Origin of the sequence: Rathayibacter agropyri, assembly GCF_013249015.1 — a bacterium.
GTDB classification, from domain to species: Bacteria; Actinomycetota; Actinomycetes; order Actinomycetales; family Microbacteriaceae; genus Rathayibacter; species Rathayibacter agropyri.
The window spans coordinates 1-19678 of record NZ_JABRPL010000003.1 but is presented as its reverse complement, the minus strand read 5'-3'; the positions used below and the strand labels follow the sequence as shown (position 1 = coordinate 19678).

The window sequence follows — 19678 nt, the reverse complement described above, 5'->3', positions numbered from 1 at the left end:
TGTCGCACTGGCTGCCGAGTGCGACAACTTCTGGATTCTCGCGGACGCCCGGACGTCGCGAGCGCGGGACGACGTCGCGAGAGCGCAATAGTTGTCGCACTCGGCGTCGAGTGCGACAACTTTTGGATAGTGGCGGGAGCGTGGGCCGGGCGCGCGCCCGAGAGAGCGTTCAGCCGAAGTGGCGCGGCAGCACGGCGCCGTTCACGGCGCGAAGTTCCTCGAGCGGCAGCGTGAACAGCCCCTGCACCTCGACCGCCGGGGTCGCCGCGTCGGTCACGCCGATCCGCAGCACGGGGTAGCCCCGGCCCTCGCACAGCCCGCGGAATTTCACGTCGTCCTCGCGCGGCACCGACACCAGCACGCGGCCTGTCGACTCCGAGAACAGCGCGGCGGTCGCATCGACGCCGTCACGCTCCATCAGCTCGTCGAGCCACATGCGCGCGCCCACGCCGAAGCGCAGAGCCGACTCGGCCAGCGCCACCACAAGGCCGCCGTCGGCGAGGTCGTGAGCGGAGGCGATCAGCGACTCCTTCGCGCCCGCTGCGATCAATTCGGCCAGTGAGCGCTCTGCCGCGAGGTCGAGCTGCGGGGGCAACCCGCCCAGGTGCTGGTGCACCGTGCCCGCCCACGCGGAGCCGTCGAGCTCGTCGCGGGTCGTGCCGAGGAGGTAGAGGTTGTCGCCCTCGTCCTGCCAGCCGGAGGGGATGCGGCGGGCGACGTCGTCGATCACGCCGAGCACGCCCACCACCGGGGTCGGGAAGATCGGCACGTCGCCGGTCTGGTTGTAGAACGAGACATTGCCGCCGGTGACCGGGATCTCCAGCTCGAGGCACGCGTCCGCGAGCGCGCCGACGGCCTCGCGGAACTGCCACATCACCTCGGGATTCTCCGGGCTGCCGAAGTTGAGGCAGTCCGAGACGGCGACCGGCGTCGCTCCGGTAACGGCGACGTTGCGGAACGCCTCCGCCAGCGCGAGGCGAGCGCCCTGCGCCGGGTCGAGCTGGCACCAGCGGCCGTTGGCGTCGGTCGCGACCGCGAAGCCCAGCCCCGACTCCTCGTCGACGCGGACCATGCCCCCGTCGTCGGGGTAGCTGAGCGCCGTGTTGCCCAGCACGTACCGGTCGTACTGCGAGGTGATCCACCCCTTGTCGGCCAGGTTCGCGGAGCCGAGCAGGGCGAGGGTCTCGGCGCGGAGGGCGTCGCCGCCGGTCGAGCGTGGCAGGCGGGAGGAGGAGTCCGCCTGCAGTGCGTCAAGCCACGCGGGGTAGGCGATCGGTCGCTCATAGACCGGCCCGTCCACGGCGACCGTGCGCGGATCGACGTTGACGATCTCCTCGCCGTGCCAGTCGATGATGAGACGGCCGGAGTCGGTAACCTCGCCCAGCACGCTGGTCTCAACATCCCATTTGCCGACGACCTCGAGGAAGGCGTCGAGCTTGTCTGGCCGCACGACGGCCATCATCCGCTCCTGCGACTCCGACATCAGGATCTCCTCCGCCGTGAGCGAGGGATCACGCAGCAGCACGGAGTCGAGCGAGATGAACATGCCCCCATCGCCGTTGGACGCCAGCTCGGACGTGGCGCACGAGATGCCCGCGGCGCCGAGGTCCTGGATGCCCTCGACGAGGTCCTTGCGGAACAGTTCGAGACAGCACTCGATGAGTACCTTCTCGGCGAATGGGTCGCCGACCTGCACCGCGGGGCGCTTGGTCGGTCCTTCGGCGTCGAAGGTGTCGGAGGCGAGGATCGACGCGCCGCCGATGCCGTCGCCTCCCGTGCGCGCCCCGAAGAGCACGACCTTGTTGCCCACGCCGCGGGCGTTCGCGAGGTGCAGGTCCTCGTGCCGCAGCACTCCGACCGCGAGTGCGTTGACGAGCGGGTTGCCCTGGTACACGGAGTCGAAGTACGTTTCACCGCCGATGTTCGGCAGGCCGAGGCAGTTGCCGTAGAAGGAGATGCCGGCGACCACGCCGTGCACAACGCGGGCGGTGTCGGGGTCGTCTACGCGTCCGAAGCGCAGCGCGTCCATGATCGCGACGGGGCGCGCCCCCATCGAGATGATGTCGCGGACGATGCCGCCCACTCCGGTTGCCGCGCCCTGGAACGGCTCGATGTAGCTCGGGTGGTTGTGGCTCTCGATCTTGAAGGTGACCGCCCAGCCCTCGCCGATGTCGACCACTCCGGCGTTCTCACCCATGCCGACCATAAGGTTCTTCTTCATGGCGGGCGAGACTTTCTGCCCGAACTGGCGGAGGTACATCTTCGACGACTTGTAGGAGCAGTGCTCGCTCCACATCACCGAGTACATGGCCAGTTCGCCGCTGGTCGGGCGCCGGCCGAGGATCTCGCGGATGCGGGCGTACTCGTCGGGCTTGAGCCCGAGGGCCGCGTACGGCTGCTCCCGCTCGGGCGTCGCCTCCGCGTTCGCAGTGGTGTCGGGAACGGCGGTGCGGCTGTCTGCCATGTGCTGGAGGCTCCAGGGGAGGGGGACGGGATGCGCGTCGATCCTACCGGCCGCCCGATCCCGGCTCGGGGGAGGGAGGGGGCACCGAGAATCGGGCAGTGCCGAACGAGCGCGGGATCGACGGCGGCCTCGTTCTGGCCCAGGGCATGTCCTCCGGCGTCGATGTCCCTTCCATCGGCGACCGGGTCACGACCGATCCGTCTTCGGCCGGCATCGTCGCCGTCGCGATCGAGGCGCTACTCCTTCGATCCGCGGGTCGCCGACTACCTCGCCTCGGCGCCGCGCAACACCGTCCAGGTCGACGACCTCACCCTCGTGCCTGTCAGGGGCCCACTACTCTGACGCTCGCTGCGCCTCGCGCCTCACCTCGAGCGGCAGACTCCCGCATCCACGCTGTCCGTCAGCGACGGCGCCTGCGCCACGACCGGCGAGAGCACCGAGAGGGGGATCGCGTAACCCACGTTGCCGACCGATGCCGCCTTGCCGAAGACGACACCGGAGACAGTGCCGTCCAGCGAGAGCAGCGGCCCTCCGGAGTTGCCCTGGTTGACGACGGCCGCTAGCGTCAGCACCTCGCGGGAGGTGGGCGCGCCGTCGACCATCAGCGAGACCGTCGAGTCGGACGAGACCTGCGCCGCCCCGAGCGTGAGCGGCCCGCCGAACGGATAACCCGCCACGACCGCGTCGTCGCCGGCGGCGACCGCGTCGTCGAGCGCGAGGGGAGCCGCGTCGAGGCCGTCGACCGCGACCACCGCGAGATCGGCCGCCGTATCGATGTACACCACGCGACCCGTGCGCGGAGCCTCGCCGGTGGCCTCCACCACCGGCTGCGCGACTCCGGCCACGACGTGCGCGTTGGTGATGACTCGGTCATCGGAGGCGACGAAGCCGCTGCCAGTCACTCCGACGTCGCAGGCCCAGGCCGTGCCCGAAACGCGCACGACCGAGCGGGCGGCGGCGGCCACCTCCGAGTCGTTTGTCGCGACGGCGGGGATGGTCGGCGGCACGGTCGGAGCGTCGAGGGCCTCGACCACCCAGGACGTGCCCTCGCCGACGACGGCGGACTGCACCTGCGCGAGGAAGGTGCGGACTGGCGACGGGGTGAGGTCGCCGATGGCGCGGACGACGCTGGATTCTGCGATCGACGTGGTGAGGAGCGGGACGCCGAGGAGCGAGACGGCCGAGGTGACCGCGATCCAGACCAGGCCGCTGATCGCGACTCCCGCGACTCCTCCTGCGAGGCGGTCGAGGACACCGAGCTTGACCCGGTCGGCACCGCGGCCGATGACTGCGCCGAGCGACGCTCCGATGGCGTAGCCGACGCCGAGCAGCAGCACCGCGGTGCCGACCACGGCGAGCAGGCGCCACTCGCTTCCGGCCGCCCAGGCTGAGACGGCGGGCACCGCGAAGGAGGCGGCGATCGCGCCCGCGACGATCCCGGCGAGTCCGCCGACGGTGCGGAGGAAACCACGGCACAGGCCGTCGATGAGCGCGCCGACCAGGCTCAGCACGACGATGACGTCGATGATCACGGATGCACCCACGTGGGCCTCCTGGCGGTGTCGGGGCCTCCAGCATGACCGACGCGGGATGCGCGGACGCCCGGAGGAGCCTGGCAGTCGCTCCGCCCGACGTGCGATGTGCAGGGGATCCGGGCCTCAGCCAGGATGTTGCGCGGCGGGATGCGCGGATCTCCTGCACTGGGCACGCCGTTCCTGCAGATGGCACGTCGGTCCTGCAGATCGCACGCCCCCGTCCCCAAGGGCGCGGCCTAGAAGAACGAGATGCAGTACGGCGTCGCCACCGGCGCGAAGAACCGGTCCACCCGCTCCTGCCCGCCCACGATCCGCACCGATCCGGCGCGTGCCAGGATCGACGGCCGCACCGAGCCCAGCAGCAGCGAGCCCAGGTCCGCGACGTCCAGCGCCAGATCGGCGTCGTCCTCCGTGCGCTCCACCCGGCCGGAGCCGTCGGTCGCGGTGATCCGGTACCGCCCGTCCACGAGTCCCAACCCGTCGGCCACGTCCACCACGATCGAGTCCTCGGCGGTCCACGGCCGTGCCGAGAACGCGGCAGCGACGTCGAGGATCCGCAACCAGATCAGGTCGCCCACGTGCCGCACCTGCACCACACGCGCATCGCGCAGTGCCCAGGTCAGTGGGTCGTCAACCGGCGCCATGTCCCAGGTCACTGTCGACGCGAGGTCGACGGCGCCCAGATAGCCCCAGAGCGCGAGGTAGGCGTCGGGGGAGGGAGCGACGAGGTCGACTACCTCCAGCGTGCGGTCGAACTCGTCCCCGACCGCCCGATACGTGACGAATCCGTCGATCGTGCCGTCGTCATCGAGGTGCACGGCGGAGCGGACGTCCAAACCCGGGGTGTTCTCGCCGGAGGCGGTGCCCACGGAGTCGGCCTCGTAACGGGACTGGCGGGTCACCGATCCGGGTGTCGACGCCTGGAACGCCGAGAACACCGCCGGGATGCGCGGCTGCAGCCAGCTCGTTGCGACGACCTCGACGCGCCCCGTCGGCTCTGACCACAGTCCAAAGCGCGGCCCGGTGTCGACGCGGATGGAGCGCGTGAAGGCCGAGCGGCCGAAGCCGAACCGGCGGTAAATCGATGCCTCGGTGGCCGTCAGAACGGCTACCGGGATGCCCGCCTCGCACGCCAGGCGCAGGTCCTCCGTCATCATGGCGCGCAGGATGCCGCGGCGCCGGTGGGTCGGCCGCACGGTGACCTGCGAGACCAGGTGCGCGTCGAGCTCACGACCCCGCCCCACCTGGAGAGACCCGGGGAACGCGGCGTATGTGCCGACGGGCACGCTTGCGCCGTCCAGCCCCTCTGGTGAGGCGGAGTCGAGCACCGCGGTCAGCACGCGCTCGTCGGCGACCATGTGCTCGGTCCAGTCCAGTAGCTTCTCGGGGGTGAACTCCTTCTCGTGAAAGGCCGCGTTGATCGCGGTGGCCCACGCAGCAGTGGCGGAGTCGGGGCCGCCGTCAGCGGTCAGAGCGGCGGGGAAGCGGCGGAGGTCGAGCCCGGTGAGTGACATCTGTTCAGCCTATTCCGGCGGACGCCGGGCGCTACGAGCGTGTCTATTCACCATCGGAAGCCGGGCGCTGGGAGCGTGGTTGCTCCAGTCGTGCGTGCTGACCGGCGCTGTTACAGCACCGTCCACCGTTTCTCCAGCGCCGCGTCCACCGCCTCTGCGAGCGCGTCCACGCCTACCGCCTCGCCCTGCACTCGCGTGCTCATCGCGGCGATCGCCGCCCGCCGCCGCGGCAGGGTTGCCGTGAAAGCGCAGTCCCGCAGCAGCACGAGCAGCCGCCCCGCGCTCGCCCCGGTCTCACGGAGCACCTGAAGCCGACGTTCGAACGGCGACTCCGGCGCAATCACCCGCAGGAACCCGTCCGCGTCCTCGAACGCCGCCGGCGGATCCGGGAGCCGCGCCAGCAGCGCGAGCGCCGAGCCGAGCGCCTCCAGATCGTCGGTGCGTGCCAGCTCGCGCAGCGTCGAGTCCACATCCGCCGCCGGCCCCTGCCCGAGCGAGACCGCCTCCAGGGCGAGCGCGTCGAGCCGCCGCTCCTCCTCCTCGCCGGGCACCGACGCAGTCGCCGACCACCACGAGAGCACCGGAGTTGCGGCCACGGCGTACTCGCCCACCCGTCGCTCCAGCGCGATCAGCAGGTCCTCGCGGGCGGCGAGCGTCACCAGCGCCTCGACGTCCACATCGAGCACCGTCCCCGACTCGCTGGGTAGCACGAGGTGACGTCCGGAGGGAGGGACCACCTCCGCCCGTGTCCTCGCGCCCGGGCCGCGCTCGCTCGAGAGGAGGAGTGCCTCCTCGAGGGTGGGTCTGGGCCGTCGTCGTCCGCTTCCGCGCGCCATCCCGTCACGCTACCGTCGGCCGCATGACCCGGTACCTCGCCCTCCTCCGCGGAGTGAACGTCAACGGCCGCACCGTGCGCAGTGCCGACCTCGCCGATGCGGTTGCCGGGATCGGAGTGGAGCGGGTGCGGACGGTCCTCGCGAGCGGCAACGCGGCATTCGACTCCGACCGCCCCGTCATTGAGCTCAAGCCCGCGCTGGAGGCGGCCCTCGCCGAGCGGTTCGGCTACGACGCGTGGATCGTCCTCGTCACGCAGGAAGCGCTCGCCGCGGTCGCCGCCGCCTACCCGTTCCCCCGGACCGACGACGAGGCGCACCCGTATGTCGTCTTCGGCTCCGACGAGCAGGCCCTCGATGCGGCGCAGGCCGCGATCGGCGTGCCCGATCCGGCGGTCGAGCTTCTCGTGCGCGGTGTCGGCGTTCTCTACTGGCGCTGCCCGCGCGGTTCCTCTACCGACACTCCCGCCGCGAAGGTCCTTGCCCGCGCGGCCTATCGCTCGTCCACCACGACGCGAAACCTCCGCACCGTTGAGAAACTCGCGAGGGCCTGACCCGCTCGGACGGCCTCGTGTTCGTTATCGAGGTCCAGACGCGCTGAACCTCCTCCTGGAGGGCCTCTCGCGAATCCTGACCTCGGTTGCGAACGCGCGACGAGCACACGGGGCGCTCCCGGACGATCCCTCGGTTGCGCTGGCGCAGCGTCTCCGTCAGGCGCGGATCGACACCGCCGACGGCGCGAGGATGACAGACGTGTAAACGGTTCCACACCGCGACCGAGGGGCGTATACGATACTGCAAGTCAGCGGCGGATGACCGTCATCGGCGGAACCGCCGAACGCCTGCCCCCGATCAGAGGTCCTCCCGCCGTGACTGCATCCCCGACGCTCCCCGATGCCTCCGCGCTCGGCGGGATCCGCGCCCTCCTCTTCGACCTCGACGGCGTGTTGACTCCGACCGCCGACGTACACATGCAGGCCTGGTCGCGGCTGTTCACCGACTACCTCTCCTCGCGCGGCATCGCCGAGGGCTACACCGACGCCGACTACTTCCGCTACATCGACGGTCGCCCGCGCTATGACGGGGTCCGGGCGTTCCTCGACTCCCGCGGCATCACCCTCCCCGAGGGCACCCCCGCCGACGATCCGTCGCTCGAGACCGTCTGCGGCCTCGGCAACCGCAAGAACGCCGCCTTCACCAGCACACTCGCCGAGACCGGCGTCGCCCCGTACCCGGGGTCGCTCCGCTTCGTCGATGCCGCCATCGCCGCCGGTGTGCAGGTCGCGGTGGTCACCTCCTCCCGCAACGGCGTGCCTGTGCTCGACGCCGCTGGCCTGCGCGACCGCTTTGAGGTCGTGGTCGACGGACTCCTCGCCGCCGAGCGCTCGATCGCCGGCAAGCCCGCGCCCGACACCTACCTCTACGCCGCCGAGCTTCTCGGGCTCGAGGCGTCGGCCTGCGCGGTCCTCGAGGACGCGCACTCTGGAGTCGCCGCCGGCCGTGCGGGCGGCTTCGGCCTCGTCGTCGGGGTTGACCGCGGAGTCGGCGCCGACACTCTCCTCGAGCACGGAGCGGACGTGGTCGTCGATGACCTGGCCGAGCTCCTCCCCTTTCTCCCCACCGCTCCCGCTCCCGAGGACGCAGCATGAACCCCATCACCTCCGACCCACTCGACCGCAATCGTTTCCCGATCGACGAGTGGGCCCTCGTCGAGACCGAGTTCGCCTCAGAGCTACAGGGCCGCACCGAGACGCTCTTCGCGGTCGGTAACGGCTACCTCGGCCTGCGCGGCAATGTGGAGGAGGGCCGTGACGGCTACGCGTACGGCACCTTCATCAACGGCTTCCACGAGACCTGGGCCATCCGGCACGCGGAGGAGGCGTTCGGCTTCGCCCGCGTCGGCCAGACGATCGTCAACGTGCCCGACGCCAAGATCATCCGCCTCTACGTCGATGACGAGCCCTTCGTCCTGAGTGAGGCCGATGTCCTCGCCTACTCCCGCCGCCTTGACTTCGCGAACGGCGTGCTGATCCGCGAATTGGAGTGGCGCACCCCCTCCGGCAAGCGCGTGCTCATCCGCTCGCGCCGCCTCGTCTCCTTCACCGATCGCCACCTCGCGATCCTCGATTACGAGGTCGAGATGCTCGATGCCGACGCCTCGCTGCTCATTTCGAGCCAGATCCTCAACCGTCAGGACGGCGTCGACGAATATCACGCCCCGTCGGGCAGCGAGGCGGCCGGATTCGACCCGCGGAAGGCGGAGTCGTTCGAGGATCGCGTGCTCCAGCCGCGCCTCAAGCGCGTCATCGGCACCCGGTACCTCCTCGGCTACCGCACCACCAACTCCGAGATGACGATCGCGTGCGGCGCCGAGCACCAGCTCGAGACCGAGAACGAGTGGGACCAGACCTCCCAGATCGACGACGACCTCGCCAAGCACGTCTACCGCGTGCAGGCCAAGGTCGGCCGCCCGGTCCGCCTGATCAAGACCCTCACGTACCACACGTCGCGCGGGGTGCCCGTTCGCGAGCTCGCCGACCGCTGCGATCGCACGCTCGACCGCGCGCGGGAGACCTCCGCCGAGGAGCAGTTCACGAAGCAGCGCGAGTGGCTCGACGACTACTGGGCCCGCTCCGACGTGCAGCTCGACGCGCAGCCCGCCATCCAGCAGGCGATCCGGTGGAACCTCTTCCAGCTCGCGCAGTCCACGGCGCGCACCGACGGCGGCGGAGTCGCGGCCAAGGGCGTCTCCGGCTCCGGCTACGGCGGCCACTATTTCTGGGACACCGAGGTCTATGTCCTCCCGTTCCTGAGCTACACCGCGCCGCTCGTCGCCCGCAACACCCTGCGCTTCCGCCAGAACATGCTCGAGCCGGCCCGCGCCCGCGCTGCCGAACTCAACCAGCGTGGCGCGCTCTTCCCCTGGCGCACCATCAATGGCCAGGAGTCATCTGCCTACTACGCCGCCGGAACCGCGCAGTACCACATCGACGCGGATATCTCCTACGCGCTCATGCAGTACGTGGGAGCCACCGGTGACGACGACTTCCTCGCCCGCGGAGCGATCGACATCCTCGTTGAAACCGCGCGGATGTGGGCCGACCTGGGCTTTTGGCGCAGCAACGGCGATGACCACTTCCACATCCACGGCGTCACCGGGCCGGATGAGTACACCACCGTCGTGAACGACAACCTGTATACGAACGTGATGGCTCGGGCGAACCTGCGCTCGGCGGCCCGCGCGGTCGAGCTGCTTAAGGCGGTCGAGCCCGCAGCCTACGAGCGGATGGCCAACCGCCTCGCGCTCGACGAGGGCGAGGTGATCGAGTGGGCTCGTGCTGCCGACCGGATGCACATTCCCTTCGACTCCCGCGCGGGCATTCACCCGCAGGACGCGGCCTTTCTCGAGAAGGAGCTGTGGGACCTCGAGAACACCCCGGCGAGCAAGCGGCCCCTGTTGCTGCACTTCCATCCGCTGGTGATCTACCGCTTCCAGGTGCTCAAGCAGGCGGATGTGGTGCTCGCGCTCCTGCTGCAGGGCAACGAGTTCACCGCCGAGCAGAAGCGTGCCGACTTCGAGTATTACGACGCGCTCACGACCGGAGACTCGACTCTCTCCGCCGTCGTGCAGTCGATCATCGCTGCCGAGGTCGGCTACAGCGACCTCGCCCGCCACTACTTCCTGTCGTCCCTGTTCGTCGACCTCGCCGACCTGCACCGCAACACCGCCGACGGCATCCACGTCGCCTCCACCGGCGGCGTCTGGAGCGCCCTCGTCTACGGCTTCGGCGGTATGCGCGATCACGGCGGACGGATCACGCTCGACCCCCGCCTCCCGGACGGCTGGGAGCGCCTCACCTTCAGGATCACCCTGCACGGCACCCGCCTGCGGATCGAGGTTGCGCAGACCGAGGTGGTGCTGACCGTCGAGACCGGCGATTCCGCGTCGATCACGGTGCGCGACGAGCGCGTGCACGTTGAGGCGGGCAACCCCGTCCGTGTGCCGCTCACCCATCAGGGCCGCCGCCTGCACGGCGCCCCCACCACCTCCGATATCGAGGGCACCCGTCGCTCCGACGGCTCCGTCATCACCGCGTCGATCCCGACGGTGTCGATGGCTAACGAGCCCGAGGTGCTGAAAGGGCCGTGAGCTCGCCCGCGCAGTGCTTCTGCCCGCGTTCGTTATCGACGGCGGAAAGCTTGCCCTGGCGATCGTCGTGCCGCTCGCCTGGGGAGTGCTCGGAATGCTTCTCGCACCGCGCGCCCTAGGCGCGATGGCGCGTCGCCAGTCGGGGCGGCGCCTCGAGGCCATCCAGGAGCGACGGACCCAGCGCGGCTACTGACTAGCCGCGGCTTGGGGCCCCCGAGTCACGTCGTTGATCAGCAGGGCAAGGGCGACGCGGCCGGAGATCTTGAGCTTGGCAGAGGAGTTCGAGAGGTGCGTCTTCACCGTCGACTCGGAGAGGTGCAGCGCCTGAGCGATCTCCCCGTTTGAGCGGCCGTCCGCTACGAGGCGGACGACGTCGCGCTCTCGGTCGCTCAGCACCGCCAACGTCTCTGTGAACCTCCCGGCGACTGGACGGTCGTCGGGCTCCTCGCTGATGGGGATCGCGAACGTGCTCCGTCGGGCGAGTCGCCGCGAGACAAGGACGCTCCCCGTCGCGACCGCCCTCACGGCGTTGACGACCGCAGTGGCGCCGGACTCGCGGAGGATGTAGCCGCTGGCCCCCGCAGCGAGCACTTGTGCCGCAAAGGCGTCGTCATCGAGTGCGGAGAGGACGAGGATCGAGCAGGACTCGTTCTCGGCGAGCTTCTGCACTACGGGCTCTGCGCTTGGTTCGTCGATCGAGACGACCACGACGTCTGCGTCGCACACGTCCCATGATCCGCCAGCGTGCTCGACGAGCACGAGGTCCTCCTCGGCGGAGAACACGCGTTGCAAACCCGCTACGACGATCTCGTCACCGACTACTCTCACCCGGATGATGCCATCTCGCATGTCTGCAACTCCCCGGGCTCACCCGGAGCGCACGGAACACGCCCCTGGTCGGCCGTCACTCTAGTCAGGAACTTTGTACAAAGCTGAGAAAGGCGCGATTGTTGTCTCCGCGCACGTCCAATGCGCCCTCTCGTTCTCCTGGACCATGCCACGGCTCGACGAAGGTACGTCCGTTCGATGGCGGCTCTGCGATCGATGGGCGACGATGTCAGAGCGCCCAGGCTTCTGGGTCACGCACCTCACGACGAGAGAAAGGAAACACACCATGGCATCTCTCCTCAGGCTTCTCCTGGGTGACCACACCGATCCGGCCGAGCGGCTCGTGGCCATCTTCGGCGACGGGGCCGTGACCACCTCGGTGGCCGTCGCCTCCGCGGTCGAGTGGGGCCGCGGTCTGCTCGCACAGCGAGGAATCGAGCCGCGGAAGCAGGTCGCCGCCATCTACGCCTTCCGACAGGCGGAACCGCGCCTGTCCCTCACATCCGCGACCTACCTGGCGAAGCTCGTAGCGGCCTGAGCGCCATCGCTCGCGTGCACGTGCACAATCCAACGGTCTCGTCCCGAGGTCGGCGTTCCGCCCCACCTCAAAGTGGAGGTAACCCCTACCGATTCCCTCCGCATCTCGGGGTCAAGACCGCGGCGGTGATCGACATGCGACCGTGGACCTGCTCGGAGTCGCCACGCTCAGCGGTTGCCGGCCGCGCCTCTTGCGCCTCCTCGGCGGATGACGCGCCTCCCGAAAGGAGGCGATAGGGCACGTGCTAGCGTCAGCCCGATGGTCGTGAGAAAGTCGCAGCTCGCCGCGAGGGCCGTGCACGGGGCGGACCCGGCCAATGGGGGACCCCGATCGCAGGTGGCCCGAGCGACAGTCGCGGTCGTCTGCGACTATGCACTCGACTACACAGGCGGTGCGCAGACGGCGATGGTCGCGGAGTGCAGGAGTCTCGTGCAGGCGGGCATTTCTGTCGTGCTGGTCGTCCCGGACTCGTCTACGACGCTTCCGCTCGACGGCATCGATGTGCGCCTGGTGCCGGCGCCGAGGCTCCCGATCGTCAGTCTGCCGGTGATTCGCAACACCAAGCGCACTCGTTCGATGCTGGAGGCGCTCTTCCGCGACGAGGGCGTCGGCGCGGTCCACGTGCACTCCGACTTCGGCCTGGCCGTCGCCGCGATCGATGTCGCCGCACAACTCTCGATCCCGTCGATCGCCACGGTGCACACGTTCTTTTGGCGCGGCGTGCCCGGCCTTGTCGGGCATTTGCTGGCCCCGTTCGCAGCGACCTACTTCGCCGTCGTGACCGGTCGCCGACCGCGACAAGGGCGGGCCGGACGCGACCGCCTCGGCGACCTTCTGCGGGACGTCACCCGGAGCACTGCTGCTCGCGCCGATCTCGTGATCTCGCCCTCCCGTCACCAGGCCGAGGCTCTTCGGCGGGCGGGCGTGCCGAGGGTCGAGGTGCTGCCCAACACCGTGCTGCCTCGGGTACAGGCCGCCGCCGACCCCGAGCACAGTCAGGCAGAGGCCGGTGCAGAAGGCGGGGCCCCGCTGCGCCTGCTCTGGATCGGCCGGTGCGCGCCGGAGAAGCGCCTTCTGCCTTTCATCGAGGCGTGCCTGCTCATCCTGGAGCGGAACCGCGAGGCGATCCGGGTCGAGGTCATCGGGACCGGACCCTCGCTCGCACGCGCCGTCCGGCTCGCGGCAGGATCGACGGCGATCACCTTTCGTGGGTTCGTCGAGAACAGCCAGGTCGGGAATGTCATCCGGGAGTCCGACCTGGTCGTCCTCACCTCGTTCGGATTCGACAATCAGCCGATGATCATCGTCGAGGCGCTGCGGGAAGGCCGCGGCGTCGTGTACGTCGACCCCGACCTTGAGGAGGGACTCAACGGCCCGGGACTTCTCGCGCCGGTGGAGCCCGCCGCTTTCGCCACCTATCTCGAAGGGCTGTGCAGCGACCGCGCCCTGGTCCGCGAGGCGGCCGCTGCCGCGCGCAACGCCTTCACTTCCTTCACTCCCGCGGCCCATGCCGCGTCCGTCCTGGCTCTGCATGCCATGGCGCGAAGCTACCTCGCGGACCGCGACCGCTGAGTCCCGTCCACCTGGCCGTCTCCACCCGCCTCCAGCGGGCAGTCCTGCGTCAGGCGGAGGCGACCAGCGCGCGCACCGCGGAGGTGAAGAATGCCAGCCCATCGACTCCTGAGCGCATGGCGGCCGTAGTGTCGGGGCCAAAGCCGGGCTCGACCGCGTGCTCCGGATGCGGCATCAGGCCCACCACGTTGCCGCGGGCGTTGCTGATGCCGGCGATGTCATTCATCGAGCCATTGGGATTCTGCCCAAGGTAGCGGACGACGACCCGTCCCTCCGCCTCGAGCTCGAGCAGTGTCTCGGCCGACGCGATGTATCCGCCCTCGCCGTTCTTCAGCGGGATCGTGATTTCCTGGCCGGGTTCGAAGCCGTTGGTCCAGGCGGTCGCGGTGCTCGCAACGAGCAGGCGCTGGTCGTGGCAGACGAATGAGCCGACGTCGTTGCGGATCAGGCCGCCGGGCAGCAGATGCGCCTCGGTCAGCATTTGGAAACCGTTGCAGATGCCGAGCACGGGCGTTCCGGCGTTCGCCGCGTCGATCACCTCGCGCATGATCGGGGAGTGGGAGGCGATGGCGCCGCAGCGCAGGTAGTCGCCGTACGAGAATCCGCCGGGCAGCACAATCGCGTCGACACCGTCGAGGTCGTGGTCGCCGTGCCACAGAGCCACCGGCTCCGCGCCGGCGAACCGGACGGCGCGCTGGGCGTCGCGATCATCGAGCGAGCCGGGAAACGTGATGACGCCGATCCTCATCGCGCGTCCTGTGCCGGGTAGTGGATGCCAACGACGTCCTCAATGACCGAGTTCGACAGCATGTCGTCGGCGACCTGCTGCACCGCGGCGCGCACCTCGTCGGTGACCTCGTCGACCGTGATCTCGAAGCGCTTGCCCACCCGCACCCCCTGCAGAGCGGAGTGGCCCAGCCGCGCGAGCGCACCGGCCACTGCCTTCCCCTGCGGATCGAGCAGTTCGGCTTTGGGCATGACTTCAACGACGATCGTAGGCACCGTGTTCTCCGGAGTCTCGGGGGAGTGCGGTCTTCCGCGCGATCATCGTACCCGCGGCACTCCGCGCTGCCCCGCCGCATCTCGCGAGATCCCCACGCCCGGACGACATCGGCCGCCGAGGCGTCGCATCTCGTCCGAATGACCCGATGTCGCGACATTTCGCGGCGGGAGCAGAGGTGGCGGTAGCAGCGGGTCAGGGTGTCGTCACGCGAAGGGTGTTCGACCACGGGTCCTCGAAGGCGAGCGCGCGGCCGTCGTCGCGGGTGGCGACTCTCGAGCTCGCGAGTCGCTCGCCGAGTGCCCCGAGGTCATCGGCGCCAGGGACGACGATTTCCACCTGCCCAAGCCCGAGAGCGCGCTTTCGCCGCCCGGCCCCGGCCGAGTTCCAGGTATTCATCGCCATGTGGTGGTGATACCCGCCCGCCGAGACGAACAGCGCCTGCGTGCCGTACGCGATTGTCGTCTCGAAGCCGAGACGGTCGACGTAGAACTCTTTCGCGGTGGCGACGTCGCCGACGCTCAGGTGCACGTGCCCGATGGAGGCGCCGCCCAGCCGGGGCTGCACCATCGCTTCCTCGGTCAGGTGCTCCTGCAGGAACCGGTTCGGGTCCAGGAACAGGGTGCCCATCTCGATCCGCCCGTGCGTCCACGACCACTGCGTGCGGTCGCGGTCCCAGTAGAGCTCGACGCCGTTGTGTTCGGGGTCGTCGAAGTAGAAGGCCTTGCTGACCAGGTGGTCGGAGCTGCCGGTGAACGAGCCCGGGTGGCGGGTGGCGACGCTGTGCACGGCTGCCGCGAGCGCCGCCTCCGACTCGAAGAGGATCGCCGTGTGGAACAGCCCCGCGCTCTGCGGCGAGGCGTGCGTCAGTTCGGGAGCGTGCTGGAGGATCACGATGGGCACGCCGCCGCGACCGAGCACCGCAACGGAGCCGTCGTGCGCCAGGAGATCGAGTGTCACGGCGTCGCGGTAGTAGGCGATCAGCCCGTCAAGGTCGGCGACGCGGAGAGTCACGGCCCCCATTGCGGTATCCGGAGCGAGCAGGTCGGGGGAGGAAAAGGTCACGCTCTCACGGTAGCCATCTTTAGTTGTCGCCACAACTATCGAGCAGACGGTCTTGGGAGACACATAAGCAGCGCCCAGCTTGCGCGGGGACTGCGGCCGTGGAATAGGGTCCGGTCGCCGTCCGGGGCGACCCCGGTCACGAGGACGACATCATGAACGAGCGACACGAACCCAACGAGCGCGAACTCGCCGACCCCACTGCGGCGCAGGCAGACGCCGCCGAGGAGCGCCGGGCGTTACACGCCGACGACCGTCGCCGTCGCCGTCATGCGCTGATCGCAGGCGGCGCGGGCCTCGCGGTGCTCATCGGAGTCGCAGCGGGCGGCGTCTCGTACGCCGGTCGCGTCGAACCTGCCGCCTCCGCCTCCTCCAGCACGACCGCCACGGTCCACCCCGGCGGCTCGCGCGGCGACATCACGATCTCGCCGTACCCTGGCGGGTCGATCCACTCGGGTGGCTACGACTCGGGTGGCTACGGCTCCTCCACCGCGACGGAGGCCGTCCCTGCAAGCACCGCGCAGACCGCCGGAGTCGTGACGATCACCTCCGATCTCACCTACCAGAACGCCCGCTCCGCCGGCACCGGCGTGATCCTCACCTCGGACGGCATGATCCTCACGAACAACCACGTCGTCGCGGGGGCTACAACCGTCACGGTGACCGTCGAGTCCTCCGGGCGCAGCTACTCCGCCCGCGTCGTCGGCACCGATGCAACGCATGATGTCGCCGTCCTCCAGCTCGAGAATGCCTCCGACCTCACTCCTGCACGCCTCAACACCGACGGCGCCGCGGTGGGGGATGCGGTGACCGCGGTGGGCAACGCTGGGGGAGCCGGTAACCTCACCGCCGCCGCCGGATCCGTGACCGCTCTCAACCAGCAGATCACCACGAGTTCCGAGTCGGGGGCCTCGGGCGAGACTCTCACCGGCCTGATCCAGATCGACGCCGATATCGTCGCGGGCGACTCCGGTGGCCCGCTGGTCGATTCGGCAGGCCGGGTGGTCGGGATCGACACCGCAGCCTCGAGTGGCACGGCCGACATCACCGGCTTCGCTATTCCGATTTCAACCGCGCTCGATATCGTCGCCACCATTGAGGCGGGTGCCGAGACGGCGACCGTGCAGATCGGCTACCCCGCCTTCCTCGGAGTGTCCCTGTCGTCGAATACCTCGGTGCGGCAGGGGCGGGCGGCCGTCGCCGCCTCCGGCGCCCTGATCGCGGGAGTCGTCACGAAAGGTCCGGCCGCGGCGGCGGGACTCGCTGCTGGCGACACCGTCACGGCAGTCGACGGCACGGCGATCGCCTCCGCCGACGCTCTCTCCGCGACGCTCGCCGCGCGTGAACCCGGCGAATCCGTGGTCGTGTCCTGGATCGACGCCTCGGGTGCTGCACACTCGGCACCGGTCGTGCTGGCTGAGGGTCCGGTCGCGTGACAGTCGCACGACCCGGGGGATCCGCCTCCCTTCGCCGGGAGGGGCACGGATCGTGCCATTCACCCGCCAGATCGCGTCGACCGCCGTGTGTTGTGACTTGGTCAAGACAACGACGCTACCGTCGCCCTCATGACCACAGTCGATGATCGGCTCCGGGCGTCGGGTCTCAAGGCCACGGCCACCCGGCGAGCGGTGATCCTCGCGCTCGAGGAGCATCCGCACTCCGGAGTCGAGGGGCTCCTCACCCGGGTGCGCGAGAGCCTCCCCGACTCGTCATCGCAGGCGGTGTATGGGGTCCTCGCGGCCTTCACCGACGCCGGACTCGCTCGCCGGATCGAGCCGGAGGGTCACCCCCGACGCTTCGAGCTGCGGGTCGGCGACAATCACCACCATGTTGTCTGCCGCGGCTGCGGAGCCATCGCCGACGTCGACTGCCTCGTCGGTGAGGCCCCGTGCCTGCACCCGTCGATGGCGAGCGGCTTCGCCATCGACACCGCGGATGTCACTTTCTGGGGCACCTGTCCCGATTGCCAGGTTCTTGCGGTGCACTGACAGATATCCGCTCAACACCGACGCGGGAGGCCCACCGGGCCGCTCGCCGATAGGAGGAACATGACCGAGGAACGATTTACCACCACGAACTCCGGAGCACCGGTCGCCAGCGACGAGCACTCGCTGAGTGTCGGAGCCGACGGGCCCCTCGCGCTCCACGACCACTACCTCGTCGAGAAGCTCGCCCAGTTCAACCGTGAGCGCATCCCGGAGCGGGTCGTCCACGCCAAGGGCGGCGGAGCCTTCGGCCGCTTCACCACCACCGGCGACGTCAGCGCCTACACCCGGGCCGCGCTCTTCCAGCCGGGAGTCGAGACCGAGATGCTCGCGCGCTTCTCAACCGTTGCCGGTGAGCAGGGTTCGCCCGACACCTGGCGCGACCCTCGCGGATTCGCGCTGAAGTTCTACACGAGCGAGGGCAATTACGACCTCGTCGGTAACAACACCCCGGTGTTCTTCCTCCGCGACGGCATCAAGTTCCCCGACTTCATCCGCTCGCAGAAGCGTCTGGCCGGCAGCCACCTCCGCGACCACGACATGCAGTGGGACTTCTGGACCCTCTCGCCCGAGTCGGCACACCAGGTCACCTGGCTGATGGGCGACCGCGGGCTTCCGGCCTCCTGGCGGCACATGGACGGCTTCGGCTCGCACACCTACCAGTGGATCAACGCGGCCGGCGAGCGCTTCTGGGTCAAGTACCACTTCAAGACCGATCAGGGCATTGAGATCCTGAGCCAGGAGCAGGCCGACCAGATCGCAGGAGAGGACGCCGATTTCCACATCCGCGACCTGTCCTCCGCGATCGATCGCGGCGACTTCCCGTCGTGGACACTCTCGGTGCAGGTCATGCCGTACGACGACGCGAAGAGCTACCGCTTCAACCCGTTTGACCTCACCAAGGTCTGGCCTCACTCCGACTACCCGCTGATCGAGGTCGGCACGATGAGGCTCGACCGCAACCCCGAGAACTACTTCGCGCAAATCGAGCAGGCGGCCTTCGCCCCGTCGAACTTCGTGCCCGGGATCGCGGCCAGCCCCGACAAGATGCTGCTCGCGCGCATCTTTAGCTATGCCGATGCCCACCGTTACCGCGTGGGGACGAATCATGCGCAGCTGCCGGTCAACGCTCCGAAATCGGCGGTGCACTCGTACTCGAAGGACGGCCCGATGCGGTTCGACTTTCAGAAGTCGGAAGTCCCGGTCTACGCGCCCAACACGCAGGGTGGGGCTCACGCCGATCCCGCCCGTGCCGCGGAGTCAACCGGCTGGGAGGCCGACGGCGAGCTGACGCGCGCCGCGGCAACCCTGCACCCGGAGGACGACGACTTCGGCCAGGCGGGAACCCTCTACCGCGAGGTGCTGGACGATGATGCGCGGGCCCGCCTCGTCTCGAACATCGCCGGGCACGTGTCGAAGGTCACTCGGGCCGAGTTGCGTGAGCGCGTGCTCCAGTACTGGGCGAACGTCGACACCTCGCTCGCTCAGCGGGTCGCCGAGGCGCTCCAGCCGTCCGCACCGGGTGCGGACGTCTCGCCGGAGCAGGTGGGCATCGGGGTGTAGATCCTGGTCGCCCCGTCGAGGAGCGGGCGGTACCGACGAATCCGGGCCGCACGCTCCTCGCTTGCGTTCCAGCTTCGTTGGGCCGCCGCAACTCCTGGGCCGGGCCCGACGCTTGTCACGACACGCCCGGGATGCGCCATTTTCGGCCACCGTTTGACAGCAGCGCCATTGCTGCGTAACTTATCCCGAGTCGCCACAAAGGCCGCAGGGAAACGGAAAGAGCAGCAGCTCCCACGTCCCGGCCTCAATAGGGACCATCCACTCGGTAAGACAGGCCTTCGGGGTCGGTTTACCGCACGGATGTAAAGCCTTCGCAGGATCCCTCAGATCCAGCATCTTCGCCGCCCGGCGCAGGACCACGGTCCTGATGCGGGAAACGCCGGAGCGCTTACGAGCGTGACGGCATCGCGAAGAGGCCGGATTTGACACGGTCTGCGGATGTGCTAGGTTATACAAGTTGCCACGGCACAAGTTGCCACGGTGATACAGAGAAGAACTTCTCTAGTATCGCCGACTTACTAAATAAGTCGCAAGTAGCAATACTTGAGACAGGCAATATATTTTTCGATCACTCTCGTTGTGAAGTGCCTTTGTGGTGTGGAGGCGGGGTGTGTCCGATTCTTGAGAACTCAAC

17 protein-coding genes are annotated in these 19678 nt (G+C 69.1%); 9 read left to right on the top strand and 8 right to left on the bottom strand.

Annotated elements, in window-relative coordinates:
• Window positions 1-169: 169 nt before the first annotated feature.
• From purL to HRF29_RS08780, 4 genes are all read right to left on the bottom strand, one after another.
• Window positions 170-2464 (bottom strand): phosphoribosylformylglycinamidine synthase subunit PurL, encoded by a 2295-nt coding sequence (gene purL / locus HRF29_RS08795; RefSeq protein ID WP_173247892.1) that lies wholly within the window; start codon window positions 2462-2464, stop codon window positions 170-172.
• 362 nt (window positions 2465-2826) lie between these two features.
• Window positions 2827-4008, bottom strand: a complete 1182-nt coding sequence (locus HRF29_RS08790; protein WP_173247889.1) for a MarP family serine protease — start codon at window positions 4006-4008, stop codon at window positions 2827-2829.
• Window positions 4009-4235: 227 nt separating this feature from the next.
• Window positions 4236-5513, bottom strand: a complete 1278-nt coding sequence (locus HRF29_RS08785; RefSeq protein ID WP_173247886.1) for a GNAT family N-acetyltransferase — start codon at window positions 5511-5513, stop codon at window positions 4236-4238.
• Window positions 5514-5623: 110 nt separating this feature from the next.
• Window positions 5624-6349 (bottom strand): DUF2254 family protein, encoded by a 726-nt coding sequence (locus tag HRF29_RS08780; RefSeq protein WP_173247883.1) that lies wholly within the window; start codon window positions 6347-6349, stop codon window positions 5624-5626.
• 23 nt (window positions 6350-6372) lie between these two features.
• Between HRF29_RS08780 and HRF29_RS08775 the strand changes: the two genes are divergently transcribed.
• From HRF29_RS08775 to HRF29_RS08760, 4 genes are all read left to right on the top strand, one after another.
• Entirely contained in the window at window positions 6373-6900 is a 528-nt protein-coding gene (locus HRF29_RS08775) for a DUF1697 domain-containing protein (protein ID WP_173247880.1), read from the top strand.
• Between the two features lie 315 nt (window positions 6901-7215).
• A complete protein-coding gene (locus HRF29_RS08770) occupies window positions 7216-7995 on the top strand; it encodes an HAD family hydrolase (protein ID WP_343043703.1) in 780 nt (259 codons plus the stop codon).
• Window positions 7992-10496 carry a glycoside hydrolase family 65 protein gene (locus HRF29_RS08765; protein ID WP_173247875.1) on the top strand — a complete coding sequence of 835 codons (2505 nt, stop codon included), beginning with the start codon at window positions 7992-7994 and terminating at the stop codon, window positions 10494-10496. The genes HRF29_RS08770 and HRF29_RS08765 overlap by 4 nt, the downstream gene beginning before the upstream one ends.
• 13 nt (window positions 10497-10509) lie before the next feature.
• Window positions 10510-10689 carry a hypothetical protein gene (locus tag HRF29_RS08760; RefSeq protein ID WP_173247872.1) on the top strand — a complete coding sequence of 60 codons (180 nt, stop codon included), beginning with the start codon at window positions 10510-10512 and terminating at the stop codon, window positions 10687-10689.
• Here HRF29_RS08760 and HRF29_RS08755 read toward each other — a convergent pair.
• A complete protein-coding gene (locus tag HRF29_RS08755) occupies window positions 10683-11345 on the bottom strand; it encodes a response regulator transcription factor (RefSeq protein WP_173247869.1) in 663 nt (220 codons plus the stop codon). The two genes, HRF29_RS08760 and HRF29_RS08755, sit on opposite strands and share 7 nt — an antisense overlap.
• 265 nt (window positions 11346-11610) lie before the next feature.
• On the opposite strand from HRF29_RS08755, the gene HRF29_RS08750 reads away from it, so the two are divergent.
• Window positions 11611-11862 (top strand): hypothetical protein, encoded by a 252-nt coding sequence (locus HRF29_RS08750; protein WP_173247866.1) that lies wholly within the window; start codon window positions 11611-11613, stop codon window positions 11860-11862.
• Between the two features lie 258 nt (window positions 11863-12120).
• Window positions 12121-13434, top strand: coding sequence for a glycosyltransferase family 4 protein (locus HRF29_RS08745; RefSeq protein WP_173247863.1), 1314 nt, complete (start codon window positions 12121-12123; stop codon window positions 13432-13434).
• Window positions 13435-13483: 49 nt separating this feature from the next.
• On the opposite strand, the gene purQ is transcribed toward HRF29_RS08745, so the two are convergent.
• From purQ to HRF29_RS08730, 3 genes are all read right to left on the bottom strand, one after another.
• Window positions 13484-14182 (bottom strand): phosphoribosylformylglycinamidine synthase subunit PurQ, encoded by a 699-nt coding sequence (gene purQ / locus HRF29_RS08740; RefSeq protein ID WP_173247860.1) that lies wholly within the window; start codon window positions 14180-14182, stop codon window positions 13484-13486.
• Window positions 14179-14436, bottom strand: coding sequence for a phosphoribosylformylglycinamidine synthase subunit PurS (purS, locus tag HRF29_RS08735; protein WP_173247856.1), 258 nt, complete (start codon window positions 14434-14436; stop codon window positions 14179-14181). Before purS ends, purQ begins: the two co-directional genes overlap by 4 nt.
• A 193-nt stretch (window positions 14437-14629) precedes the next feature.
• Window positions 14630-15457, bottom strand: a complete 828-nt coding sequence (locus HRF29_RS08730) for a VOC family protein (protein WP_173248664.1) — start codon at window positions 15455-15457, stop codon at window positions 14630-14632.
• Between the two features lie 194 nt (window positions 15458-15651).
• On the opposite strand from HRF29_RS08730, the gene HRF29_RS08725 reads away from it, so the two are divergent.
• The 3 genes from HRF29_RS08725 (at window position 15652) to HRF29_RS08715 (ending at window position 19044) form a co-directional block, all read left to right on the top strand.
• A complete protein-coding gene (locus tag HRF29_RS08725; RefSeq protein WP_173247853.1) occupies window positions 15652-16932 on the top strand; it encodes a S1C family serine protease in 1281 nt (426 codons plus the stop codon).
• 129 nt (window positions 16933-17061) lie between these two features.
• On the top strand, window positions 17062-17484 hold the full coding sequence (locus HRF29_RS08720) for a Fur family transcriptional regulator (RefSeq protein WP_173247851.1): 423 nt from the start codon (window positions 17062-17064) through the stop codon (window positions 17482-17484).
• Window positions 17485-17544: 60 nt separating this feature from the next.
• Entirely contained in the window at window positions 17545-19044 is a 1500-nt protein-coding gene (locus HRF29_RS08715; protein WP_173247809.1) for a catalase, read from the top strand.
• Window positions 19045-19678: the final 634 nt, after the last annotated feature.